At 66.3% G+C, this 21135-nt stretch carries 12 protein-coding genes and 4 pseudogenes; 8 read left to right on the top strand and 8 right to left on the bottom strand.

What is annotated here, in order from left to right; all coding sequences use genetic code 11:
* Nucleotides 1-649: 649 nt before the first annotated feature.
* Nucleotides 650-1891, top strand: a complete 1242-nt coding sequence (gene ltrA / locus OOZ63_RS27040) for a group II intron reverse transcriptase/maturase (protein ID WP_266008781.1) — start codon at nucleotides 650-652, stop codon at nucleotides 1889-1891.
* A gap of 97 nt (nucleotides 1892-1988) precedes the next feature.
* Here the strand turns inward: ltrA and OOZ63_RS27035 are convergent, their stop codons facing one another.
* Nucleotides 1989-2399, bottom strand: coding sequence for a hypothetical protein (locus OOZ63_RS27035; protein WP_266008780.1), 411 nt, complete (start codon nucleotides 2397-2399; stop codon nucleotides 1989-1991).
* Between the two features lie 431 nt (nucleotides 2400-2830).
* On the bottom strand, nucleotides 2831-3232 hold the full coding sequence (locus OOZ63_RS27030; protein WP_266008779.1) for a hypothetical protein: 402 nt from the start codon (nucleotides 3230-3232) through the stop codon (nucleotides 2831-2833).
* 220 nt (nucleotides 3233-3452) lie between these two features.
* Between OOZ63_RS27030 and OOZ63_RS27025 the strand changes: the two are divergent.
* From OOZ63_RS27025 to OOZ63_RS27015, 3 genes and pseudogenes are all read left to right on the top strand, one after another.
* A pseudogene (locus OOZ63_RS27025) lies at nucleotides 3453-3536 on the top strand (integrase); the annotation flags it as partial.
* A gap of 153 nt (nucleotides 3537-3689) precedes the next feature.
* A complete protein-coding gene (locus tag OOZ63_RS27020) occupies nucleotides 3690-4349 on the top strand; it encodes an FISUMP domain-containing protein (RefSeq protein WP_266008778.1) in 660 nt (219 codons plus the stop codon).
* On the top strand, nucleotides 4346-4924 hold the full coding sequence (locus OOZ63_RS27015) for a hypothetical protein (protein WP_266008777.1): 579 nt from the start codon (nucleotides 4346-4348) through the stop codon (nucleotides 4922-4924). Before OOZ63_RS27020 ends, OOZ63_RS27015 begins: the two co-directional genes overlap by 4 nt.
* A gap of 131 nt (nucleotides 4925-5055) precedes the next feature.
* On the opposite strand, the gene OOZ63_RS27010 is transcribed toward OOZ63_RS27015, so the two are convergent.
* The 6 genes and pseudogenes from OOZ63_RS27010 to OOZ63_RS26985 form a co-directional block, all read right to left on the bottom strand.
* On the bottom strand, nucleotides 5056-6477 hold the full coding sequence (locus OOZ63_RS27010; protein WP_266008776.1) for an amidase: 1422 nt from the start codon (nucleotides 6475-6477) through the stop codon (nucleotides 5056-5058).
* Nucleotides 6477-7286: pseudogene (locus OOZ63_RS27005) on the bottom strand (alpha/beta fold hydrolase); the annotation flags it as partial. The pseudogene OOZ63_RS27005 and the gene OOZ63_RS27010, both read right to left, overlap by 1 nt.
* Nucleotides 7287-7418: 132 nt before the next feature.
* A pseudogene (locus OOZ63_RS27000) lies at nucleotides 7419-8879 on the bottom strand (M81 family metallopeptidase); the annotation flags it as partial.
* A gap of 11 nt (nucleotides 8880-8890) precedes the next feature.
* Nucleotides 8891-10582 (bottom strand): serine hydrolase domain-containing protein, encoded by a 1692-nt coding sequence (locus tag OOZ63_RS26995; protein WP_266008775.1) that lies wholly within the window; start codon nucleotides 10580-10582, stop codon nucleotides 8891-8893.
* Between the two features lie 11 nt (nucleotides 10583-10593).
* Nucleotides 10594-11988 carry an MFS transporter gene (locus tag OOZ63_RS26990; protein WP_266008774.1) on the bottom strand — a complete coding sequence of 465 codons (1395 nt, stop codon included), beginning with the start codon at nucleotides 11986-11988 and terminating at the stop codon, nucleotides 10594-10596.
* A gap of 2 nt (nucleotides 11989-11990) precedes the next feature.
* Nucleotides 11991-14414 carry a TonB-dependent receptor domain-containing protein gene (locus tag OOZ63_RS26985; protein ID WP_266008773.1) on the bottom strand — a complete coding sequence of 808 codons (2424 nt, stop codon included), beginning with the start codon at nucleotides 14412-14414 and terminating at the stop codon, nucleotides 11991-11993.
* A gap of 249 nt (nucleotides 14415-14663) precedes the next feature.
* Here OOZ63_RS26985 and OOZ63_RS26980 point away from each other — a divergent pair, with 249 nt between their 5' ends.
* The 4 genes and pseudogenes from OOZ63_RS26980 to OOZ63_RS26965 all read left to right on the top strand — a co-directional run bounded on the left by OOZ63_RS26980 (nucleotide 14664) and on the right by OOZ63_RS26965 (nucleotide 21060).
* On the top strand, nucleotides 14664-16343 hold the full coding sequence (locus OOZ63_RS26980) for a serine hydrolase domain-containing protein (protein WP_266008772.1): 1680 nt from the start codon (nucleotides 14664-14666) through the stop codon (nucleotides 16341-16343).
* Nucleotides 16340-17842 (top strand): M81 family metallopeptidase, encoded by a 1503-nt coding sequence (locus OOZ63_RS26975; protein ID WP_266008771.1) that lies wholly within the window; start codon nucleotides 16340-16342, stop codon nucleotides 17840-17842. The genes OOZ63_RS26980 and OOZ63_RS26975 overlap by 4 nt, the downstream gene beginning before the upstream one ends.
* On the top strand, nucleotides 17839-18984 hold the full coding sequence (locus OOZ63_RS26970; protein ID WP_323055798.1) for an FAD-dependent oxidoreductase: 1146 nt from the start codon (nucleotides 17839-17841) through the stop codon (nucleotides 18982-18984). Before OOZ63_RS26975 ends, OOZ63_RS26970 begins: the two co-directional genes overlap by 4 nt.
* A gap of 902 nt (nucleotides 18985-19886) precedes the next feature.
* Nucleotides 19887-21060, top strand: a pseudogene (locus OOZ63_RS26965) (IS3 family transposase).
* The last annotated feature ends 75 nt before the right edge of the window (nucleotides 21061-21135 follow it).

Raw genomic sequence — 21135 nt, 5'->3', positions numbered from 1 at the left:
ACCCTCCCGGTGTCCGCGATCAGTTTGGAATGCCGTCCGCCATCAGCGTGGAACGGTGTCCGCCATCACGGCGGAATGCTGTCCGCCATCAGAGCGGAACGGTGTCCGCGATCGCCTGGAATACGCAGTCTGAAGGAAGCCGGAGTGCAAGAGGTGCGAGGCGACGGACAGAAACCGCATAGACAAGGCTGAGGACGGCGAGGCGAGCTGGCACCTGACGGCAAAGCCCAACGGTACGCGGTCCACAGTAAATGCGGCGCTTGTGCACCGACAGTTCGCGTTCTTACCTGGGGAGATCTGCGCCGCCAGCGGTGCGTCGTGATGAGTGGATGACCCGGACGGTTCACCGGGATACCAAGAACCTGGCGCCACGGCGAGCTGCCCGCTGTGAGCGATGAATCGGCAGCGACCCTCATCCGAAAGTACAGCGCGGCGCGCGGCAACGCGCGTCGTGACGATGCAGAAGTCAGCAGACGCCGTAGTAGGCGGCCAGGTGTCGGGCCGCTGAAGGGCTGAACAACGAGACACAAGGAGCAGACGTGCCACCCTCGACCCTAGCAATGACCTCGCTCCGAGGGAGCTGCGGCGGCGGGCGGGCGCGCACCGAGCCTTGAAACAAGACGAAGCCAAGCAAGACCTGCTCACCGCCGTGCTGGACAGCGACAACCTGTCTCGCGCGTGGAAGCGGGTGAAGGCCAACAAGGGTGCGCCGGGCATTGACGGCGTGACCATCGCGGACTTCCCTGCCTACGCGCGCGAACACTGGCCGCGCGTGCGGGAGCAGATCCATGAGGGGCGATACCGCCCACAGCCGGTGCGCAGGGTGGAAATACCCAAGCCCGACGGTGGCAAGCGGATGCTGGGCATTCCGGTCATTCTGGACCGGGTGCTGCAGCAAGCCATCGCCCAGGTGCTCACGCCGATGTTCGATCCGACGTTCTCGGAGTCGAGCTTTGGATTCCGACCGGGCCGCAACGCACACATGGCGATTCGTCGGGTGCAGGCGTACGTGAAGGACGGCTACCGCATCGCGGTGGATCTGGACCTCGCCAAATTCTTCGACACCGTCAATCACGACCTGTTGATGAGCTTGCTGGGGCGGACCATTGGCGACAAGCGGCTGCTGTCCCTGATCGGACGCTACCTGCGCGCCGGGGTGCTGGTCGGTGAGCACGTCGAGCCCAGCGAGGTTGGCACGCCGCAAGGCGGTCCACTCTCGCCGCTACTGGCCAACATTCTGCTGCACCAGCTCGACCAAGAGCTGCAACGCAGAGGCCACCGCTTTGCCCGTTACGCCGACGACCTGGTCATCCTGGTCCGAAGCGAACGCGCGGGAGAGCGGGTGATGCGCAGCATCACGCGATACCTGGAGACGATCCTCAAGCTGAAGGTCAACCTGGCCAAGAGCCGGGTGGCGCCGATGCGCGACTGCAGCTTCCTGAGCTTCACCATCCGCGGCAACAAGGTGCGCTGGGCCGACAAGGCGCTGGCGAGCTTCAAGCACCGGGTGCGTGAACTGACCGGGCGAAGTTGGGGCGTCTCGATGGACTACCGGCTGCAACAGCTGGGGCGATATGCCCGGGGTTGGATGGGGTACTTCGGCATCAGCCAGTACTACCGCCCAGTGCCGGAGTTGGATGAGTGGCTGCGACGACGCGTCCGCATGTGCTACTGGAAACAGTGGCGCTGGGCCCGCACGAAGATTCGCCACTTGCTGGCCTTGGGCGTGAGCCTGAAGTCGGCCATCCAACACGGTGTCAGCAGCCTCGGCTGTTGGCACATGGCCCGAACCCCGGTGACACAGCAAGCCATGTCCAACGCGTGGCTGGCAGCGCAAGGCCTGGTCAGCCTGAAGGCACTGTGGATCAAAGCGCAGGGCTACTCGACATAGCGGCTTCGTCGAGCGCGCCAACTGGTTGAACCGCCCACTGCGGATCCGCACGGTGGGTGGTGTGGGGGCTGGGGGCTAGAAACCCCTGGCTACCCGATTATAGGGCACCACTGCGCACCTCCAACTTTTTCTTCGCGGCATCGCTGACGAACGGCTCTTCGTCCGAAGCAAGCACCGCGAGAACAGTCGCGTCGCACTTCGCATTGCAAGCCAAGGCATGTCGGACTGAAGAATCAGAATCTCGCATGAGCGCGCGCTGCAACTCGTGGCTTAGCTTGCGCTTTCCAGCGACCGTGAACCTGACCGCGGTTGAGGGGTCGTTGGCGAGTCGATCCAACACCTCCAATGGCACCGTCTTGTTGTGAGCCACCCACTCGCGCAGATCGGGGTATTGCTTGATGACGGCGAGCCAAACATCAACCGGAGCATCGTCTGACCCCGCGCGCTCTTGCTCTGCTGGGATTTGACTGGTGCGTAGACGGACGAATTCCTCGGCAGAACGAATCATTCGACTGACCTATAACGTCGAAGCTGAGCCGCGAGCGGCGGCTTGCCGACGCGAGTCGGCTCGAGCGACAGGTTAGGTGTGTGCCGTGGCATAACCTAGCCCTCCTTGGCACTGAGCGCAAGAATGCGCTCGATCTCAGAAGACGAAATCTCAGAAATTGCCTCGCTGAGCATCGCTGGCGTGTACTCGGTGCTGAAATAGAACGAGTTCATTTGGCCGTTTCCTGGCCCAGCGAACGAGACACATATGCACTCAAAGTCGTGTTCAACAAAGAAGTCATCCAAATAGTCGAAGAGCTCGCGATCACCAACCGAAACGATGGTGTGCTCATCGGTCGCTGTGACTGAGATCTTCGCAGAGCAGTTCATGGCTTTGCAGACACCTAACGTGCGCGCTCAGCGGGCGGCGAAGCCGTCCGCTGCAGCAAAGGGTTATGCCTCAGGATCATATTCACCCTCCTCGATTTTTGGATCTTCGCTTGCGAACAGGCTCAGGCAGCCATTTCCAGTTGCTACCAGCCATTCGCAACGACGCAATTTGTGGCCTTGCCTCAGGTCTTCTTCTGCGCTCCAGCCGCCCGAAGTAACGGCCAGCACGTGGTGGCCTCTCACAAAACCCGGAGCGGCCCAGTACGCGGCCAAGTCAGATTCATCGAGAAGGCGAAAGCCATGAACTCGCTGAAACGTAATCCGGAGACCGAGGAACCGATTTCCGTCCAATGGCGTTCGGGCGACCACGACAGAGAGTCCACTACCGTCGTAGCGCACTGAGGCGATGTCCGACTCATTAGAGACAGACAATGCGGGGCCGATGGCTGTTACTTCAAGAGGCATAACTACTAGTTTAGGCAGCACGCCCTGCCGGATAACTCCGGCGGGTGCCGCATAACTACTGGCACGGCGACACCTGCAAGGCCTTGTGGGGGCGGCGATATTTGGCTATTGACTGTTGTTTCATACAGAAATAAATTAATGCACAAAGCGGCAGCGGGTGCCCGCACTGTGCCAGCCCGGTCTGTGCCGCGCAAGCAGGGGCTAGCGCCGGCCACTTCAGGTGCCCCGGCTGCTGGATCAGGTGCGTGAGCGGGTTCGGTACTTGCACTACAGCCGGCGCACCGAGCAGGCCTGTGTGCATTGGTGAAAATCCTTCACGGATGCTGGATCGTATCTACAACCAAGTGGTGTCCAAGTGGCGCGCAGCACGATTGCGGTCCCGCCGAGGCATCACCTTTCGCTGCAGCGGACCGCTTCGCCGCCCGCTGAGCTTTCACTTTGGGCTGACGCAAAAACCATGAAGCGCACAGCAATCCTGCCCATCCTCTGCTCTTTCCTCGGAGGGTGCGCCCAGATCAGCGATCCGAAGATTCTGGAAGTCCAGAAGGAACAGTTTATTGACACTCGCGATGGACGCGTCTATCGCACAACAAACATTGGCGGGCTTGTATGGATTGCAGAGAACCTCGCATACATGCCACATGTCAGTCCGGGCTCAGAAAAGGGCGGCATCTGGGTTTACGGGTACGAGGGAACTGATCCAGCCGAAGCGAGAGAGACAGCGGAGTACCGAGCGTCCGGCAATCTTTACGACTGGAATACGGCACTAATCTCCTGCCCGCAAGGATGGCATGTACCGACCGATGAGGAATGGAAGTTAGCCGAGATCGCCCTCGGGATGACGCCACACGAAGCAAGCGGCCAGTCTTGGCGCGGCTCCACTCAGGGAACTCGTATGAAGAAGCACGGCGACTCGGGATTCAATGCCCTGCTTGCGGGCTGGAGGTCGGGCCCCGGCAAGTTTGCGTTCCGAGACGAGCATGCGAACTTCTGGACGGCAACCTCTGTGGACCATCGAGCATACGAACGACTGTTCAACATCAGGCGGCCAACCGTAGGTCGAGATCTGGGAGATAAGACTGCCGGATTCAGCGTACGCTGTGTTCAGACCAAGTGAAAGGCGCCGCCCCTAACCCCAAGCCGCCCGTCTCCAAGGCCGCTGCTGCGCTTCTTCTCTTCGCGCTGGCATTCGTGCTTGCAGGGTTCGTGCTTGAGTTGGGTATTGGCTCGAACTTCGTCTTCTTATTCAGCGCAGAGTATCAAGCTGCCGGCAAGTGGGCCTTTGCACTACTCCTGCCGATCATCGGAGTCGGATTTCGCAACAGGCATATGGCCCGTCAGCTGCGGCAGAACTACCCCACGTGGTGGGTTCGTCGGTTATTGGTCTATCCGTTGTCCGTTGCGCTCGTCGCGGGCATGGTCGTACTTGCTCCGCTCGGCTGGATTGCAGCGTTTGCATGGGCCACAGGCTCGCCTACAGGACCTACCACCGGCCGCCTTGTATCGGTCGATGAGTACCGCACTTCATCGAAGGGCTGTGGCCAACGCGGACAGCTTTCCGTGCGCGGCCACACTGCCCAAGTGTGTCTTGAGGGGCTCGCGGTGCTCCCAATGAAAGCCGGCACGCCGATCATGGTAGAGGGCGAACTCTCGTCTATGGGCTTGCTGGTCACAGAGCTTCATCCTCCTTGAGCAACACGACGACGCCTACCGCGCTGCTGCTCAGCTTGCGCCGATCCATGTGGGTAGCAGACCGCGGCGCGCAGTGGTTCAGCACCGACGCGAGTAAACCCAAAATACCCGGCATCCACCAGCGTCTGACCCTAACGCGACCAGACCTGCGGATGACGCAGCTGCCAGGCAAACACCTCCTCCAGCGCACCGGCCAGACCCAGCAGCAGCTCATCCTGGCCGGGCATGGCCATCAGTTGCACGCCGACCGGCAGGCCCGACGCGGTCTGATGAACCGGCAGACTGATGGCCGGCGCGCCGCTGAGATTGGCCCACGGTGTGAAAGCGCTCCAGCGCAGCATGGCCTCGCTCGATGCGCGGCCGTCATCCAGGCGCAGCGCGCCGCTGGGCAGGGCCGGCGCGCTGCTGGTAGGCGTCAGCAGCACATCGACGCCGGACTGCCATTTCAGCCAAGCGCTGGCCGCAGCAGCCAGGCGCATCATCGACTGGGCATAGCGCTTGCCGGTGGTCGCCTCGGCGTTCTCGATGTACCAGCGCGTGTAAGGCATCAGCGCCGCGCGGCGTTCCTCGCTCACCTGGGTCTGCACATGCAGGCTCAGGCTCACGCCGATCACATCGCACAGCGGCTCCACCAAGGCCCAGATGCGCAGCGCCGGCGGCAGCACCATCGTTACGATCTCGTGCCCCAGCGCCTGCAGTGCCTGGGCGGCCTCGGCGCAGGCCTGCAGACACTCGCCATGGACTGTCGTCTCGTCGCTGCCGGGGTCCGTCAGCAAGCCGATGCGCAGGCCGCCTCGCGGCGGCGTGCGGGCGGCCACCCGGTGGGCGTCAGTTGCCCAGGGCGGCTGACGCCACAGCTCGCCGGGGCCGATAGCGCCGACGGCATCGAGGAACAAGGCCGCATCGCCGACCGTGCGGGCCAGCGGCCCTTCGGTGCCGAGCTGGTACCAGCTCGGCAGCACCGATGGGATGCGGCCGCGGCTGGGCTTGATGCCGACAAGGCCGCAGTTCGAGGCCGGCGTGCGGGTCGAGCCCAGGCCGTCGCTGGCATGAGCCAGCGGCGCCAGCCCGGCGGCCACCGCTGCGGCCGCCCCGCCACTCGATCCGCTGGCCGACAGCCCCTGGCCATAGGGACTCAGCGCCGGTGAGGCCAGCTGCGTCTCGGTATAGCAGCAGGGGCCGAACTCGGGGGCATGGGTCTTGCCGATCACGATGATGCCGGCCTGGCGCAGCCGGCCGACAACGCCGCCGTCCTGCTCGGGCACCCAGCCGGCGATCGCCGCGCTACCGAGCGAGGTCGGCAGGCCGGCTGTCGGATGCAGGTCTTTGAGCGGCAGCGGCAGGCCGTGCAGCAGGCCCGAGGGGGCTTGCGAATCGGCCCGCCGCGCCGCGTCCATCGCCTGCTCGGCGAAGACACTCACGAAGGCGCCGAGTGCCGGGCCGTGGCGCTCGATGCGCGCCAGGTAGTGCGCGACCAGCTCGGTGGATGAAATCTCGCGACGCTGCAGCGCCGTGCACTGCGCCTGGGCGCTCAGTTCATGCAGCGCGGCCATCAGGACTCCAGCCGGCGCAGCGGGGTCGTCGCGATCTGCGCCATCAGCGCGTCGATCTCCTCGGCGACCTGGGCGACAAAGGGCGGCAGCACCGCGATGCTCATGTGCTCGGAGCCGACCAGCTCGCGAACGCGGCCGCGCGTGGACAAGTCCGCATGCGCCTGCTGATAAGCCGGCCAGCGCTGATAGACCGCGTCCAGCCCTTCGACGCCGGTCGGCGACGGGGGCTTGGGCGCCCACAACACCACCAGCGGGCGCTCGCCCAGATCCGGCGCGGCCGCGGCCTGGCGCCCCACCTGCTGCAAACCGAGCACCTCATAGAGCATCGCGTCCACCGCCTCGGGCGTGAAAGTGGACTTCACCTGCTGCGCGACCTCGGGCATGTCGGCACACACCGCATCGATCATCGCGAACTCCGGCGGCGGCGCTCCGCCGGCGCGCAGCTTGACGCGTTTGGCACGCTCGGCGGCCATCTGCTCGGTGGGCGCCTCGTTGTAGAGCACGAACTGCTCCGGGTGGCTGGCATCCAGCATCATCAGACCGGCCACCTGCTCGGGGTAGAGGCCGGTGTACACGCGCATCAAGAGGCCGCCCAGCGAGTGGCCGATGAAGACCAGCGGACCGCGCACGCCGGCCACTTGCAGCAGCGAATGCAGGCGGTGCGCATTGCGCTGGGCGTCCAGCGGCTGCGCATCGGGCTGGCTCCAGCCCAGGCCCGGTCGGTCATAGCTGCAGACCGGGTACTTTCGGGCCAAGGTCCGCTGCAGCCGCGCGTAGACCGGCGAGACGGTACCTGCGCCCGATTCGATCACGATGGTGGGCTGCTGCGGGTCGGTCGGCGCGGGGCCGCTCAGATGCAGATGCAAGCGCAGACCGTCGACCTCGTAGAGCCGGCCAGGCGGCTGCGCCGCCGGCGCGACCCAGTGCGGATCGGCCACCCGCGGCCAGTAGTCCAGGCTGCGCACGCGGTAGGGCAGGCTGGAAAAGTCGGTATTCACCGTGCCGGGCGAGCTGACATAGAAGACCGCCTTGGCCAGCGGTGCGAACCGGGCATGGAAGTGCTGGGCCGACTTGACGACGATCAGCTTCTTGTTGCCCAGCGTGATGCCCAGGCCGGTGAAAAGATGGGGGTCGAGCACCTGGCTGCGCTTGCTGATCAGCGCGATGTCGATGCCGCCGGCCAGGCGCACCCAGACGCTGCGGCCCAGGGCCATGCGGTCGCCACCGTCGCTGCTGCCGTTGAGTCCAGGCTGGTAGAAATCCTCGACCACCGCCATCACCGTCGCGCTCAGGTCGAGCGGAGCGCCCGAAGCCGGACCGCCCTTGCCCCCCAGGCGCAGATCGACTCGCGCACCCACGCCGGCATCGCTGCAGATCTGCACTGCGCCCAGATCCCAGAAGCCGCCGATCGCGACATCGCCGATACCCTGCGCCAGCACTTCGCGCAGGATGAAGGTGCTATCGCTCATCGCCCCGCCGCCGGCGTTGTCGGCCACATCGGCCAGCACCACGGGGCCGCCCTGCACCGCCAGCGCCTGCGTCAGCGCGTCGCTGATGGTCAGGTTCGGTGTGCGGGTCTGCTCGCGCAGCGACCAGAACTCGCGGCCCAGCTCCTCGGCCAGGGCGGCCGCCAGCGTCGGATCGTTGTCGGTGGTCACCCAGAGCTTGGCGCCGCCCTCGGCCACATCGGCCCAGGGGAAGCCGTGTCCCAGCGAGACCGAGAGCACACCGGGCTGCTGCTCGACGGCCTGCATGCGCCGGACGAAGCCGGACATGGGCTCGCGCGTCGTGTGCCACAGACCCACCATCTTGCAATCGAACACGGCCGTGCTCGGTTTGACACGGCCCTGCGCCGCCTTGAGCACGATATCGAGAACCTCCCGCAGACGCGGCAGCGCATCGGTGTGCGGGTACTCCTTGTAGGCCACGATGACGTCGGCCGAGCGCTGCATCAGCGCGGTGTAATGGCAGTGAAGGTCCAGCTCCACGCCGATGGGCACGGTCGGCCCGACAATGGCCCGAGCCCGCTCGATCAGATCGCCCTCGCAGTCGTCATAGCCGTCGGCAACCATCGCGCCGTGCAGCACCAGTATCACGCCGTCCAGCGGCTGGGCCGCATGGGCCACCTGCAGATCGGCCAAGATCTCGTCGCGCAGGCGCTCGTAGACCTCGCGTACCGTGCGGCCCAACGGCATCGCGAAGGCGGTTGTGCTCTCGACCAGCTCATGGCCGTCCTCGGCCAGCCAGCGACGCAGCATCAGCGGGTAGAGACCGAAGCCCTGCGGGTCGCGGGTGCTGGCATCGCCGCGATAGATGCCGTACTGCTGGAAGCAGCCCCAGCCGGTCGGCGCGGCGGCAAAGGTATTGGTCTCGGTGGCGAGAAAGGCGGTGAAGAACTTCATCGATGATTTCCTTAGTCCACACGCACGAAGCGCAGGTGGCGCGTGCGCACACTGTCCAGGCGCAGGCCCAAGACCTGGCCGGACTGGCCGTCGCGGCGATCGAGATTGAGGACGACGCTGCGCGTCAGCGCGGCCAGCATCGGGTCGATCGGAATCAGGGTCACGACATCGGGCGAGGCGGGCTGGACGCGGGCCTGCATCTGGCCGTGGCGGCCCTGGATGGTCAGCATCAGCGTCTGGCCTTCAAGCGCTATCACCGCGTCCGCATCGAGGTCCGCGCTGCGATAGCGGCCGATCAGCTGCGGCGCGATCGCAGCCGCCGCCGGGGCCTCATCGGACAGTCGCTGGAAGTGCTGCATCTGACCACCTTCACGCACCGCCAGCGTCTGGGGCGCCTGTGCGGGGTCGACACCGGCGAGCTCAACCTCGAAGGCGCTGGTGGCCATGTCGAGCATGCCCAGCCACACGGCGTCGCCGCGCCGGCGCAGCGGCAGCGCATGAAAACCGTGCAGTGACAGACCCAGAAACTGCGCCACCTCGCCGAACTGCATCAGACGGCCGCTTTGCGGCTCGTAGTAGCGCTTGCCGATCAAGCCGGGGAAGTCGCTGGCGGCGGCGCGCGGCTCCGAGGCCTCGACCGTCTCGGGCAGGTGTTCGGCCAGCAGCAGGTCGATCAGCTTGAGGGCGATTGCGGCGGGCGCTGCAGCGCAGCCATTGGTCATGATCACGATGTCCAGGGCGTGCGCGGGCACGGTAATCATCTGCGAGCCGCCGCCGGTGACGGCACCGTTGTGGTGGATCACCTCGACGCCGCGGTAAGGCTGGCGGCACAGGCCGAAGCCATAGGGCAGCACCTCGCCCGAGCTCAGCGTGTTCAGTGTCAGCATCTGCTGCCAGCTCTGCGCACTGCCGACGATCTTGTGCTCGCTGCGCAGATGGCTCAGCCAGATCAGCATGTCGCCCAGCGATGAGACCAGGGAGCCGCTGCCCTCAAACTCGGTCGGGTAGAGCGCGCGCCGCCACGGCGCCCGAGCGGGCGCCGGGGTGCCCGGCGGCTGGACGTACAGCCCCGCCAGGCCCTCGCGCACATCGAGCACGCTGGGCACCGATTCGCTGTCCAGCATGCCCAGCGGCTCAAAGATGCGACTGCGCAGGAACTCCGCAAAGCTCAGGCCGCTGACCCGCGCAATCGTCAGCGCCAAGAGGTGGTAGCCGCCATTGCTGTAGATCATTCGTGTGCCGGGCTCGAAGTTCAGCTCGGATTGCCTGGCCATCATCGCCAGGCTGCTGCCGGCAGGCTGCACGTTCAGCCCGTTCGCCATCGACCACAGCTCGTCATGGCCGCGCCAGCCGGCGGTGTGCGCCATCAGCTGGCGCAGTGTGGGCCCTTGGGCGCTCAGCCGGGGCAGCTCGGGCAGATAGGTCTGCACAGGCTCGTCGATCTGCAGCTTGCCGTCCTCGGCCAGCAGCAAGATGGCCAGCGCGGTGAAGTGCTTGCTGGTCGAAGCCAGACGCATGCGGGTATGCGGCGTGTTCGCCACGCCTTGCTCGAGGCTGGCCAGCCCCAAGCCGCGGCGGTACAGCGGGCGGCCATGCTGGTTGATGCCGACAATCATGCCGGGCGCGTCGCTGCGGCACAGCGGCTGGAGCAGGGCCTCGATCGCTGCGATCGCGGCGACTGGATCGGTAGTGAGGGTAGACATGGGGGAAAGGCTCAGGCGGCGGGGTTGACGGTCTTGATCAGGCGCACGAATGCGGGCTCGGTCGCGCGCAACAGGGCAGCACCCAGCAGGCAGCCGGTCATCGTGGCGGCGACGATGGCCATCGCCAGGCCATTGGGGATGTGCTTGACGGCATCCGAGACCATGCCGATGGCCAGCGGCCCCAGCACCGCAAACGGCAGTCCGCCTATCGACAGCAGGCCGATCACGCGGGCGCGCAGATGGGCCGGTGCGACCTCCTGGAGCACGTTCGGCAGCACCACCGCGCCGCAGATCAGCGGCACCAGCAGCATGGTCAGCAGCACGAACACATCGTTGGCCGAGCGCACGAACAGCAGCGCGATCGAGATCAGCCCGGCGGCGCAGTAGCCCAGCATCATCACGCGCACCGGTGCGGCCAGGCCGACGCGACGCCGCGCCACCCGCATCGCATTGACGCCCAGCACGCCGCCCAGCAAGGTGCCGACCATCACCGCCACGCCGATGCCCTGCCCCAGCTGCGCCGGCTGCACGCCGAACTGGCGCGCCGCGACGATGGGGATCCAGCTGCCGATCGAGCTCAGGCCCACCGAAGCCAGGCCGGCCGCGGTCACCAAGCAGGCCAGCGTGCGCCAATGGGTGCGCAGATAGTCCCCAAAGCCGATGCCGGCGGCCTCGCCGGCGCCCTCGATGCCGGGCGGCGGCGGCTCGTAACCGACCGCGGCGGCGCCGCGCGCGCTGCGTATCGTCAGCACCAGCAGCATCACCGGCGCACCGACGATTGCCATCGCAAAAAAGGTCAGGCGCCAGGTCTCATAGGCCTGCAGCGCGACGGGCAGCAGGTGGTGCGATTTTTCGATCGCCTGCACGATGCTGCCGCCCAGTATCGCGCCGAGCGCGCCGCCAAAAAGCGCCGCGATGCCGAAGATCGCGTTGGCCAGCACGCGCTGGGCGCGCGGGAACAGATCGGGGATCAGGCTGTTGGTCAGAGGCCCGAGCCCGGCCTCGCCAACGCCCAGGCCGATGGACGCGATGAACAGCATGCCGTAATCCATCGCGGTGCCGCGCAGGCCGGTCGCCGCGCTCCAGACCAGCACGCAGGCGGCCAGCACGATGCGGCGGTCGAAGCGGTCGCCGAGCCAGCCCAGCGGCAAGGTTGCCAGACCGGAGAACAGGACCAGGCCGGCGCCCTTGAGCATGCCGATCTGGGTGTCCGACAGCGACAGGCTCACGCGCATCGGCTCGGTCAAGAGGGTCACCAGCATGCCGTCGATCGAGCCGAGAATCGTCGCGATCAGCAGCACGGCCAGCGTGTACCAGGAGGCCGCGCCGGCGCGCCGCGCCACCGGCGCAGGGACGTGCGAGGAGGAAGCCGCCGCAGCCGCGGCGGTCTGAGTGAAGAGTGCCATGGTCAGAAGGGGACGTTGACGGCCACGCCGATGGTGCGCGGCTCGGTCACGACGGCCTTGGCCGCGGTCAGCGAGGTGAAGGCGAGCGCGGCGATGCCCCGGCTGTTGTTCAGGTTACGCACATAGGCCGAGAGCTTGTAGCGCTCGAAGTCGATGCCCGTCTGCAGGCCGAGCACGGTGTAGGACGGCATCATGTAGGCCGGCAAGACCGGGCTGCCGGGGAAGCCGGCGTTGCGCTTGCCAACATGGCGGGCGTTCACGCCGAAGTAGGCCGCACGGCCGCCCAGCTCGAAGTTGTGCGTGGCCGACAGCGAGGCGGTGATGCGCGCGGTGCTCGGAATGTCGTCGCCGGCATGGCCGCCGAGGCCTGTGGCATCGGTGCGCAGCTTGGCATCGATCAGGGAGAGCGCGCCGCCAAAGCGCCAGGCGGCGCTGGGCAGCCAGCTCAGGCTCAGCTCGGTGCCGCTGATGCGCGCCTTGCCGGCATTGGTGAAGTAGCTGAAGCCGCCGTCGGTGATCGGCTGCAGGATGTCGCTCCATTCGATGTCGTAGATCGCGGCCTCGACCGTCAGCCTGCGGTCAAGCAGCGAGGCCTTGTAGCCGACCTCGTAGCTCCACAGCGAGTCGGACTCGAACATCGGCTTGACCGCCGGCGAGGTCGTGGGCAGCAAAGCATTGGGCCCGCCGGGTCGGTAGCCGCTGGCAATGCGGGCGTACAGCGAGCTGTCCGGGCTGAGCTTGTAGCCGGCGGCGGCCAGCCAGGTGGTGGCGTTCTCTTTGGATTCGCCGCCATTGGACGAGGGACGGCCGGCCAGAAGGCCCGAGACGGTGCTGTTGTACATCTGCTCCATGCGGGCCACCCGCACACCTGCGGTCAGCGCCAGAGCGGGGGTGGCATGCCAGGTCACATCGCCATAGGCGGCGAGGTCGCGGTACTTGGCAGGCTTGTCCGTCGTGTACAGATTGAGGCTGCTGGGGCCGCTCGCGTTCGAGTAGCGATAGCCACCTTCGACCTTGGAGCGCTCGCGATTGATGTAGAGGCCGGCCAGCCATTCGATGTCACGCGAGGCTCGCGAGGTCAGCCGGAATTCCTGGCTGACGCGGTGCTGTTCGCCGTGGCTGTCCGCCCAGACCGCGTTGGCACCCGGGTCCGCCGTTCTCACCAGCGGCAGCAGCGAGGGGCCATCGGCCTTGCCGCGCAGCGTCACATCCTGCACGGAAGTGATGGCGTTCAGCCGCGCCCAGCCCATGTCGTATTCGACGTCCAGCCCGAGCAGGTGGGTGCGGCTGCCGCTGGGCTCGCTGGCGTTGAGCAAGCGCCGGCGTTCGCCGGACGGAAATTGCCCGGTGGCCGGACTGAAATCTTCGTAGTCGTTGCCGCTGCGCTCTTCCTCCTGGGTGGTGGCCGTCAGGCGCATCGAGAGATTGCGACTCGGCGTCAGCAGGGTCGAGATGCGCGCGCCCGTTGCGACGCTGCGGTTCACGTTCTTCTCGGCGGCCAGCCCGATGGCGTCGTCATAGCCGCCGAAGCGCGTGCGGTAGGCCGCGACGCGCACCGCCGCGACGTCCATCTTGATCGGCACATTGACCACGCCGTTGACGGTATGGCCCATGCCGCCGTACCGGGTAGAGGAGGCTGCGAGCCGCACGCTGCCGGAGAACTCGCCGGTGTCCGGCTCGTTGGTCACGTACTTGATCAGGCCGCCCATCGAGCCGGCGCCATACAGCGTGCCCTGCGGGCCGCGCAGGATTTCGATGTGCTTCAGGTCGAGCAGGCCCATGTCCAGCGGCGTCGTGGCGCCCATGCCATAGGGTGCGCTGGAGCCGGTCGCAACGTCGTCGATGTACACGCCCACCGACGAAGCCCCCACCGAAGCGGTGGCCAGCCCGCGGATGCTCAACGCGCCGGAGAAAGCGCCGCCGCGCGACAGCGTGACGCCGGGCTGGTCAGCCACATAGTCGCGCAGCTCGCGCGCGCCGCCGCGCTCCAGCGCCTCGGTCTGCAGCACATCGACCTTCAGCGGCACCTCGCGTACCGGCTCGCGGCGGCGCGAGGCGCTGACCATGACCGTGTCCAGCGTCGACACATCGGCGCGCGGCTTGGGCTCGTCGGGAGGCGCGCTGTAGAGCACGATCGCGCCGCTGGCGTCGCGGCGCACCTTCAGTCGCGTGCCTTCGAGCAGACGCGTCAGCGCCTCCTCGGGCGAGAGCGCGCCCTTCAGACCCTTGGTCGACAAGCCCTTGATGTCGTCGACCTTGTAGAGCAGCTGCACGCCGGCCTGCGCGATATAGGTATCGAGGGCAGCCTTCAGATCACCGGCGGCGACGTCGAACTCGCGACTCTGCCCATGGGCCGAGGCGGCGATGGCCAGAGTACACACCAGGGCCAGACGACGGAGAGTCCGGCCGCGCACGCTTTTCTTCATTGGAATTCCTTGGTTGGAAACGATGAACTGCTAACCAACGAAGACGGGCCGCTTGTCATATTCCGGTAGTAATTTCGTGAGTCCCAGCGTAAACACCTAGGCCGCAGAAGACAGCATGCCGGAAAGCGCGGCCTCGCTCGTCTGTACAGAAGGCAGCTCGAACGGACTTTTTTTTCTTCCTGCGCTCCCGGCGGATCGAGTGTGCAAGTCGTCCACGCCCGTCCTACCCCACTCCACTGCGATCACGCCATGACCTCTACCGCCCCCTCCTCCCCGACCGGCCTGACGGCCGTCGACGCCCTGCTGCAGCCCTTCAATCGCAGCGATGCACCGGGCCTGATCGTGGGCATTGCGCGCGCGGGCAAGACCCTGTATCGGCGCGGCGTCGGCTTGGCCAGCATCGAGCAGGGCGTGGCGATGTCGCCGCACACGCGTGTGCGCATTGCATCCACCAGCAAGCAATTCACCTGCCTGGGCGTGCTGCTGCTGGCCGAGGACGGCCTGCTCGATATCGACGACCTGGTCTACCGGCACCTGCCCGAGCTGCCGGTGCTGCACCCGGCCGGGCCGACGCTGCGCCAGTTGATGCATCACACGGGCGGCTGGCGCACGGACCTCGCCGCTGTCGCCCAGGGTCTGGCCATCTTGCCCAAGGCGGACTGGTCCCGGCCGCTGCACGATCCCAACCGCGAGCTCAATTTCGAGCCGGGCACGCGCATGATCTATTCGAACACCGGCTATCAGTTGCTGGCTCGCGTGATCGAGCGTCTGAGCGGCCAGCGCTTCGAAGACTTCATGCGCGAGCGCATCTTCACGCCGCTGGGCATGCATGACACCGAGTCGCTGACCAGCGACCTCGAGATCCGCACCGGCATGGCCATGCAGTACCAAGCCCAGCCGGCGGCCGCCGGCGGCGGACTGCAGCGCGGGATCTACCCGGGCGAGCTGCGCGGCAGCGGCTCCCTGATCTCGACCGTCGACGACATGTTGAGCTGGCTGGCCCATCTGCGCGGCCCGGTAAAGACGGTCGGCAGTGCGGCCAGCTGGGCCCAGATGATTGAGCTGCCGCAGCTGTCGACCGGCATGCGCCTGCCCTATGCGCTGGGCCTGATGCGCCACGACTATCGCGGCGTCGAGGTGATCCATCATGCGGGCGCGGTGCTCGGCGCCACCTCACAGATGATCACGGTGCCATCGCATGAGCTGGACATCATGATCATGGTCAATGGTGCCCCCATCTCACCGGTGGCGCTGGGGTTTCAGATCATCGACGCGCTGCTCGGTGAGGCCCTGGGCGCTGCGCCCGATCCTGTGCCGGCCGCAGCCCATGCAGCGCTGCTGGGACAGCGTTATCACGCCGCGGCCACCGGTGCGGTGTTCGGCTTCGAGGACGCCGGCGGCAAGCTCGCGCTCAACTGGCTGGGCAGCCGCGCCATGCCACTGCGCCAAGTCGGCAGCGAGGCCTTGCTGCCCTGCGAGGACAGCGCACTGAACCCGCTGGCCTTCGCGCTCGAGGAACTCACCGGCCAGACGGCGCCCGACGCGCTCACGCTCAGCGACGGCGGCCATCTGCTGCGCTGCAAGCGCCTGCCCGATGTGGCGCCCACCAGCGCCGCGCTGGCGCCGGCGCTGGCTGGCCGCTACCGCGTGCCGGACCTGCAGACCGACGCCCATATCGAGATCGAAGGCGAAGGCGAGGCCTTGCAGATCATCGTGCGTCTGCAAGGGGCCTATGGCCGCAGCGCCTACCGCCTGCTGCCGCTGTCGGCTGACGTGTTGCTGGCGATGCCGGCCGATGCGCTGTTCGCCGGTATGGGCGGCGCCGGCATCATCAATATCGACCGCGAAGCCGGCCGCGTCAGCGGCCTGCGCCTGGATGCGCCGCGGCTGCGGCGCCTGCGCTTTATCCGCGAAGAGACCAGCGCATGAGCACACAGAAGATATTCGGCGCCTTTTTGGCCACCGAGACCAATACCTATGCGGCGGCGCCGACCGGCTGGGGCAGCTTCGAGGAATACGGCATTTTTCATGGCGATGCGAGCCGGCGCGACCCGCAAGGCATTGGTGCTCCGATGGCCGATCTGCGCCGGCTGCTGGCCGACCAGGGGTATCAGCTGGTCGAGAGCCTCAGCGCCTTCGCCCAGCCGCTGGGCCGCACGGTGCGAGCGGTCTACGAGGGCCTGCGCGACGAGATCCTCAGCGATCTCAGGGCGGCGCTGCCGGTCGATGGCGTCATTCTGGTCCTGCACGGCGCGATGGTGGCCGACGGCTATGAGGACTGCGAGGGCGATCTGATCGCGCGGGTGCGCGCCCTCGTCGGGCCTGAGGTGCCCATCGGTGTCGAGCTGGATCTGCACTGCCACACCACCGCGCTGATGCAGCGCTCGGCCGACGCCCTCATTGCCTACAAGGAATATCCGCACATCGATGCGCTGCCGCGGCTTGAGGAGCTGCTGCGCATCGTGCTGGACACGGCTGCCGGCAAGGTCAGGCCCACCACCGCGATGTTCGACTGCAAGATGGTGGGCTTGTGGCACACGACACGCGAACCGATGGCCGACTTTGTGAGCCGCATGCAGGCAGTCGAGCGCCGGCCGGGTGTGCTCTCGGTCTCGCTGGGCCATGGCTTCCCCTGGGGCGATGTGCCCGAGTCGGGCGCGCGGCTGTGGGTCATCACCGACAACGATCCAGGCATGGCCGCCAAGCTGGCCGAGCAGCTCGGGCGCGAGTTCTGGGCGCTGCGCGAGCAGACCGTGACGCCGATGCTGGAGGTGGACGCGGCGCTGGACCGTGCAGCACAGGCTGAGGACGGTCCGGTCGTGTTGGCCGACATCGCCGACAACGCCGGTGGCGGCGCGATGAGCGATAGCACGTTCATCCTGCAGGCCCTGCTGGCGCGCGGCACACAGGACGTGGCGATCGGCGCCTTCTGGGATCTGGGTGCGATCCAGCTCTGCCGCGACGCAGGCGTCGGCGCCCGCCTCGCGCTGCGCATCGGCGGCAAATGCGGCCCGGCCTCGGGTGAGCCGGTGGATTTGGAGATTGTCGTCAAGGCCGTGCTGGATCAGCACGTGCAGATCGGCCTGAACTCGAACGACGAGATTGCGCCGCTGGGCCCCAGCGTCTGGGTGCAGGCGCCGAACGGGCTCGATATCGTGCTGGTCAGCGTGCGCAGCCAGACCTTCTCGCCCATGGTCTTCACCGGCCTGGGCATCGACCTCGCGGGCAAACGGCTGATCGTGGTCAAGTCCACCCAGCACTTCCATGCCCAGTTCGCACCGCTGGCCCGGGATATCCTCTATGTGACGACGCCCGGCGCGATCAGCATGGACTTCGCCGCCCTGCCCTACCGGGTGCGCGACCTTGACTACTGGCCCCGCGTGGCCGACCCGCACGATTTCACCGCCGCCGACCCATCATTCGCATGAGCAACAAGCCCGACATCATTTCAGCCGATTGCCTGGTCATCGGCGGCGGCATCGCCGGCGCCTCGGTGGCGCGCTGGCTGGCGCCGCACGCGCGCACCGTCGTGCTGGAGCGCGAGAGCCAGCCCGGCTATCACGCCACCGGCCGCTCGGCCGCGCTCTTTATGGAGAGCTATGGCAACGCCCAGGTGCGCGCGCTGACCCGTGCCAGCCGCAGTTTCTTCGAGCAGCCGCCGCCCGGCTACTCCGAGCATCCGCTGCTGACGCCGCGCGGCGCACTCTTCGTCGCCACCGAGGCGCAGCGCGAGGCCTACGAGCGCCACTGGGAGGTGCTGCGCTCCATCACCCCGAATGCGCACCAGCTCTCGGCGGACGCGGCCTGCGCGATGGTGCCGGTACTCAGGCGAGAGCAGCTGTTCGGTGCGATCCATGAGCCCGAGGCGGTGGACATGGACGTACATGCGCTGCACCAGGGTTTTTTGCGCGAGCTGCGTCGCGCCGGCGGCAACCTGGTCTGCAATGCCGAGGTCTCGGCAATCGAGCGCCAGGGCGCCGACTGGCGCGTGCATGCCGGCACAGCCGTCTACCAGGCCCCGGTGCTGGTAAACGCGGCCGGCGCCTGGGCCGATGTGATCGCCGGCTTAGCCGGCGTGCGGCCCATAGGCCTGGAACCGCGACGCCGCTCTGCCTTTATGTTCGCGCCGCCGGCCGGGATGGACACTCACGCCTGGCCGCTGGTGTTCGGCGCCGACGAAGACTGGTACTTCAAGCCCGACGCCGGAGCGCTGCTCGGCTCGCCAGCCAATGCCGACCCGGTGGCGCCACAAGATGTGCAGCCCGAAGAGTTCGATATTGCGCTGGCCATCCACCGCATCGAGGAGGCCACCACGCTGACCATACGCCGGCCCAGCCACACCTGGGCCGGCCTGCGCTCCTTCGTCGCCGACGGCGGCCTGGTCGGCGGCTTCGATGCTCAGGCGCCGGGCTTCTTCTGGCTCGCCGGACAAGGCGGCTACGGCATCCAGACCTGCGCCGCAATGGGCGAGGCCTGCGCGGCCCTAGCGCAGGGATTGGCGCTGCCGCAGCGGCTGGCAAACTTTGGGCTCACCGAGGCGATGCTGTCGCCGGGGCGATTGCTGCGGTAAGTGCGGCAGAGGCCACACAAATGCGACTGGGGTCCAAAGTTCGCACTGCGAGCTTGCCTCAGCGAGGACCGACAGGCGCCAGGACACGGCTGTGCGCAATTGCTACGTGCTCGGGCCAGAGGCCCGATCCTTCGCTAGGCACAAACAGTTCTCAGGACTGCTTGTGTCCGGGCTCAGTCCCCCGGGCCGCAAGCGCCCCTCCTCCTTTACTTGCGCAATTGCGCACACCCGCATCCCGGCTTCTCCACCATTGGGTTTTTGCAAGCGGAAACCAATGCAGCGCCAAGCAGGAGGACGGGCAGGGCTGATGCGAAGGTAAAGGAGGAGGCAGCGAAGCGGCCGGGGGATTGAGCCCGGACACCGGAAGTCCGGTGGACTTGCGGTGCCTGGCGAAAGCCAGGGCCGCTGGGCCCAGGCAGGCAGCAGCAGGTCGGCCCGTCCTCCTGCGCTCCGCACATCAGTACTTCAACGGCTCTTGCCGGGCTCGTGCGTCAGTTCGGCGAGAGCTTCAAAGCCAACCGTCGCGCTCCGGAAGTCGCGAAGGATGAGGCGCGCCGCGTCGGGTTCGCCCTCCAGGAATAGCGTAGCCGATTCACGCAAAGCGCCCTCGCAAACGCCGGATCGCGCTCAACAACCGTCTGTTTGAAATCACGGGTCAGGGGCATACCTTCTTTCCCTTCCTGTTTGCGGCGAGAGCCGCATATCCCGATCCTTGTAGTCGGCCGAAGGGCGACTATCAACAGCATCTCAGGCTTCCATCGCAATACCGTTCAGTCAAAAAAAGTTGCCAAAAACGACCGGCTCCATAACAGCTCACTACGTGCCAACGTGTGCCTCTGTCGTGGTCCAATTAAATCGGACAGCTCGATAAGGGCTTGTAGCCCCCTGAGACCAAGACGAGCATGACAGAGAAGAAGCAACGCCGCGAACGCCGGAATATGGAACCCGCGTTCAAGCTGCAAGTAGTGAAGATGATCCGAGAGCAGGGCCTGACGGTTTCGCAGGTTTGCAAGGATCTGGATTTGACCGACAGCGCCGTGCGGGGTTGGTTGAAGCAGTTCAGCGAAGAGGCCGCCGGGCGCCCCGGCATAGGCAAGCCGCTGACCCCGGAGCAGCAACGGATTCGGCAACTGGAAGCCGAGAACCAGCAACTCAAATCGGACAACGCACTGTTAAAAAAAGCCTCGGCCTTCTTCGCCCGGGAGATGAAGTGATTCATCATTTGACTGAGACATTGGTCAACGCGAAAAGGCCTCGGTGAGCCAATGCTGCCGCGTGCTGGGCTTGAGCCGTTCAGGCTTCTACGCAGCCCGCCAGCGGCTACGCCAGCCCGAGCAAGTCGATCCTTTGAGCGTGCATGCCAAGGCGGCGTTTGAGGCGAGCGGACGCAGCTACGGCAGCCGTCGATTGAGTGCGGCATTGAGGGCCAAGGGCTTGAACGTAGGCCGCTACCGGGCGCGTCAGCTGATGCGTAGCAATGCGCTGCAAACGCGCTGGCGTCGCAAGTTCGTCCACACCACGGATAGCCGTCATGAGCTGCATGTGGCCGGCAATGTATTGGCGCGTCAGTTCAAGCCCGCGCGGCCCAACCAAGCCTGGGTGAGCGATATGACCTACATCCGCACACGCAGTGGTTGGCTGTACCTGGCGGTCGTGCTGGATCTGTTCTCGCGCAAGATCGTGGGCTGGGCGATGGCGCCCAGCATGCCGGCGGAGCTGGTGTGTGCGGCGCTGAGCATGGCCATCGCCAGTCGAATGCCGGCGCCTGGTCTGCTGGTGCACTCGGACCGCGGCAGTCAATATGCCAGTGAAGCCCACACGGCGCTGCTTAAGCGCCACGGTTTGGTCTGCAGCATGAGTCGCAAGGGAAATTGCTGGGATAACGCCGTGATGGAACGCTTCTTCCTCAACCTCAAGATGGAGCGAGTCTGGCAAGGCGACTACGCCAATCACGCCGAAGCGCAGCCCGACATCGCTGACTACATCACCAATTTCTACAACCCCGTGCGACTGCATTCGACGCTGGGCTATCGATCCCCCAGCCAGTACGAGCAACAGCGCGCTGCCGCCCATTGACTATCGAAATTCCCTTACTGAACCGTCCGAAAGAACTTGACCACGACACTCCTTCTCAAGGATTGAGGCAGCGAC

Source organism: Paucibacter sp. PLA-PC-4 (assembly GCF_026241155.1).
Taxonomy (GTDB): Bacteria; Pseudomonadota; Gammaproteobacteria; order Burkholderiales; family Burkholderiaceae_C; genus Roseateles_E.
This window is presented reverse-complemented; position numbering and strand designations above follow the sequence as displayed.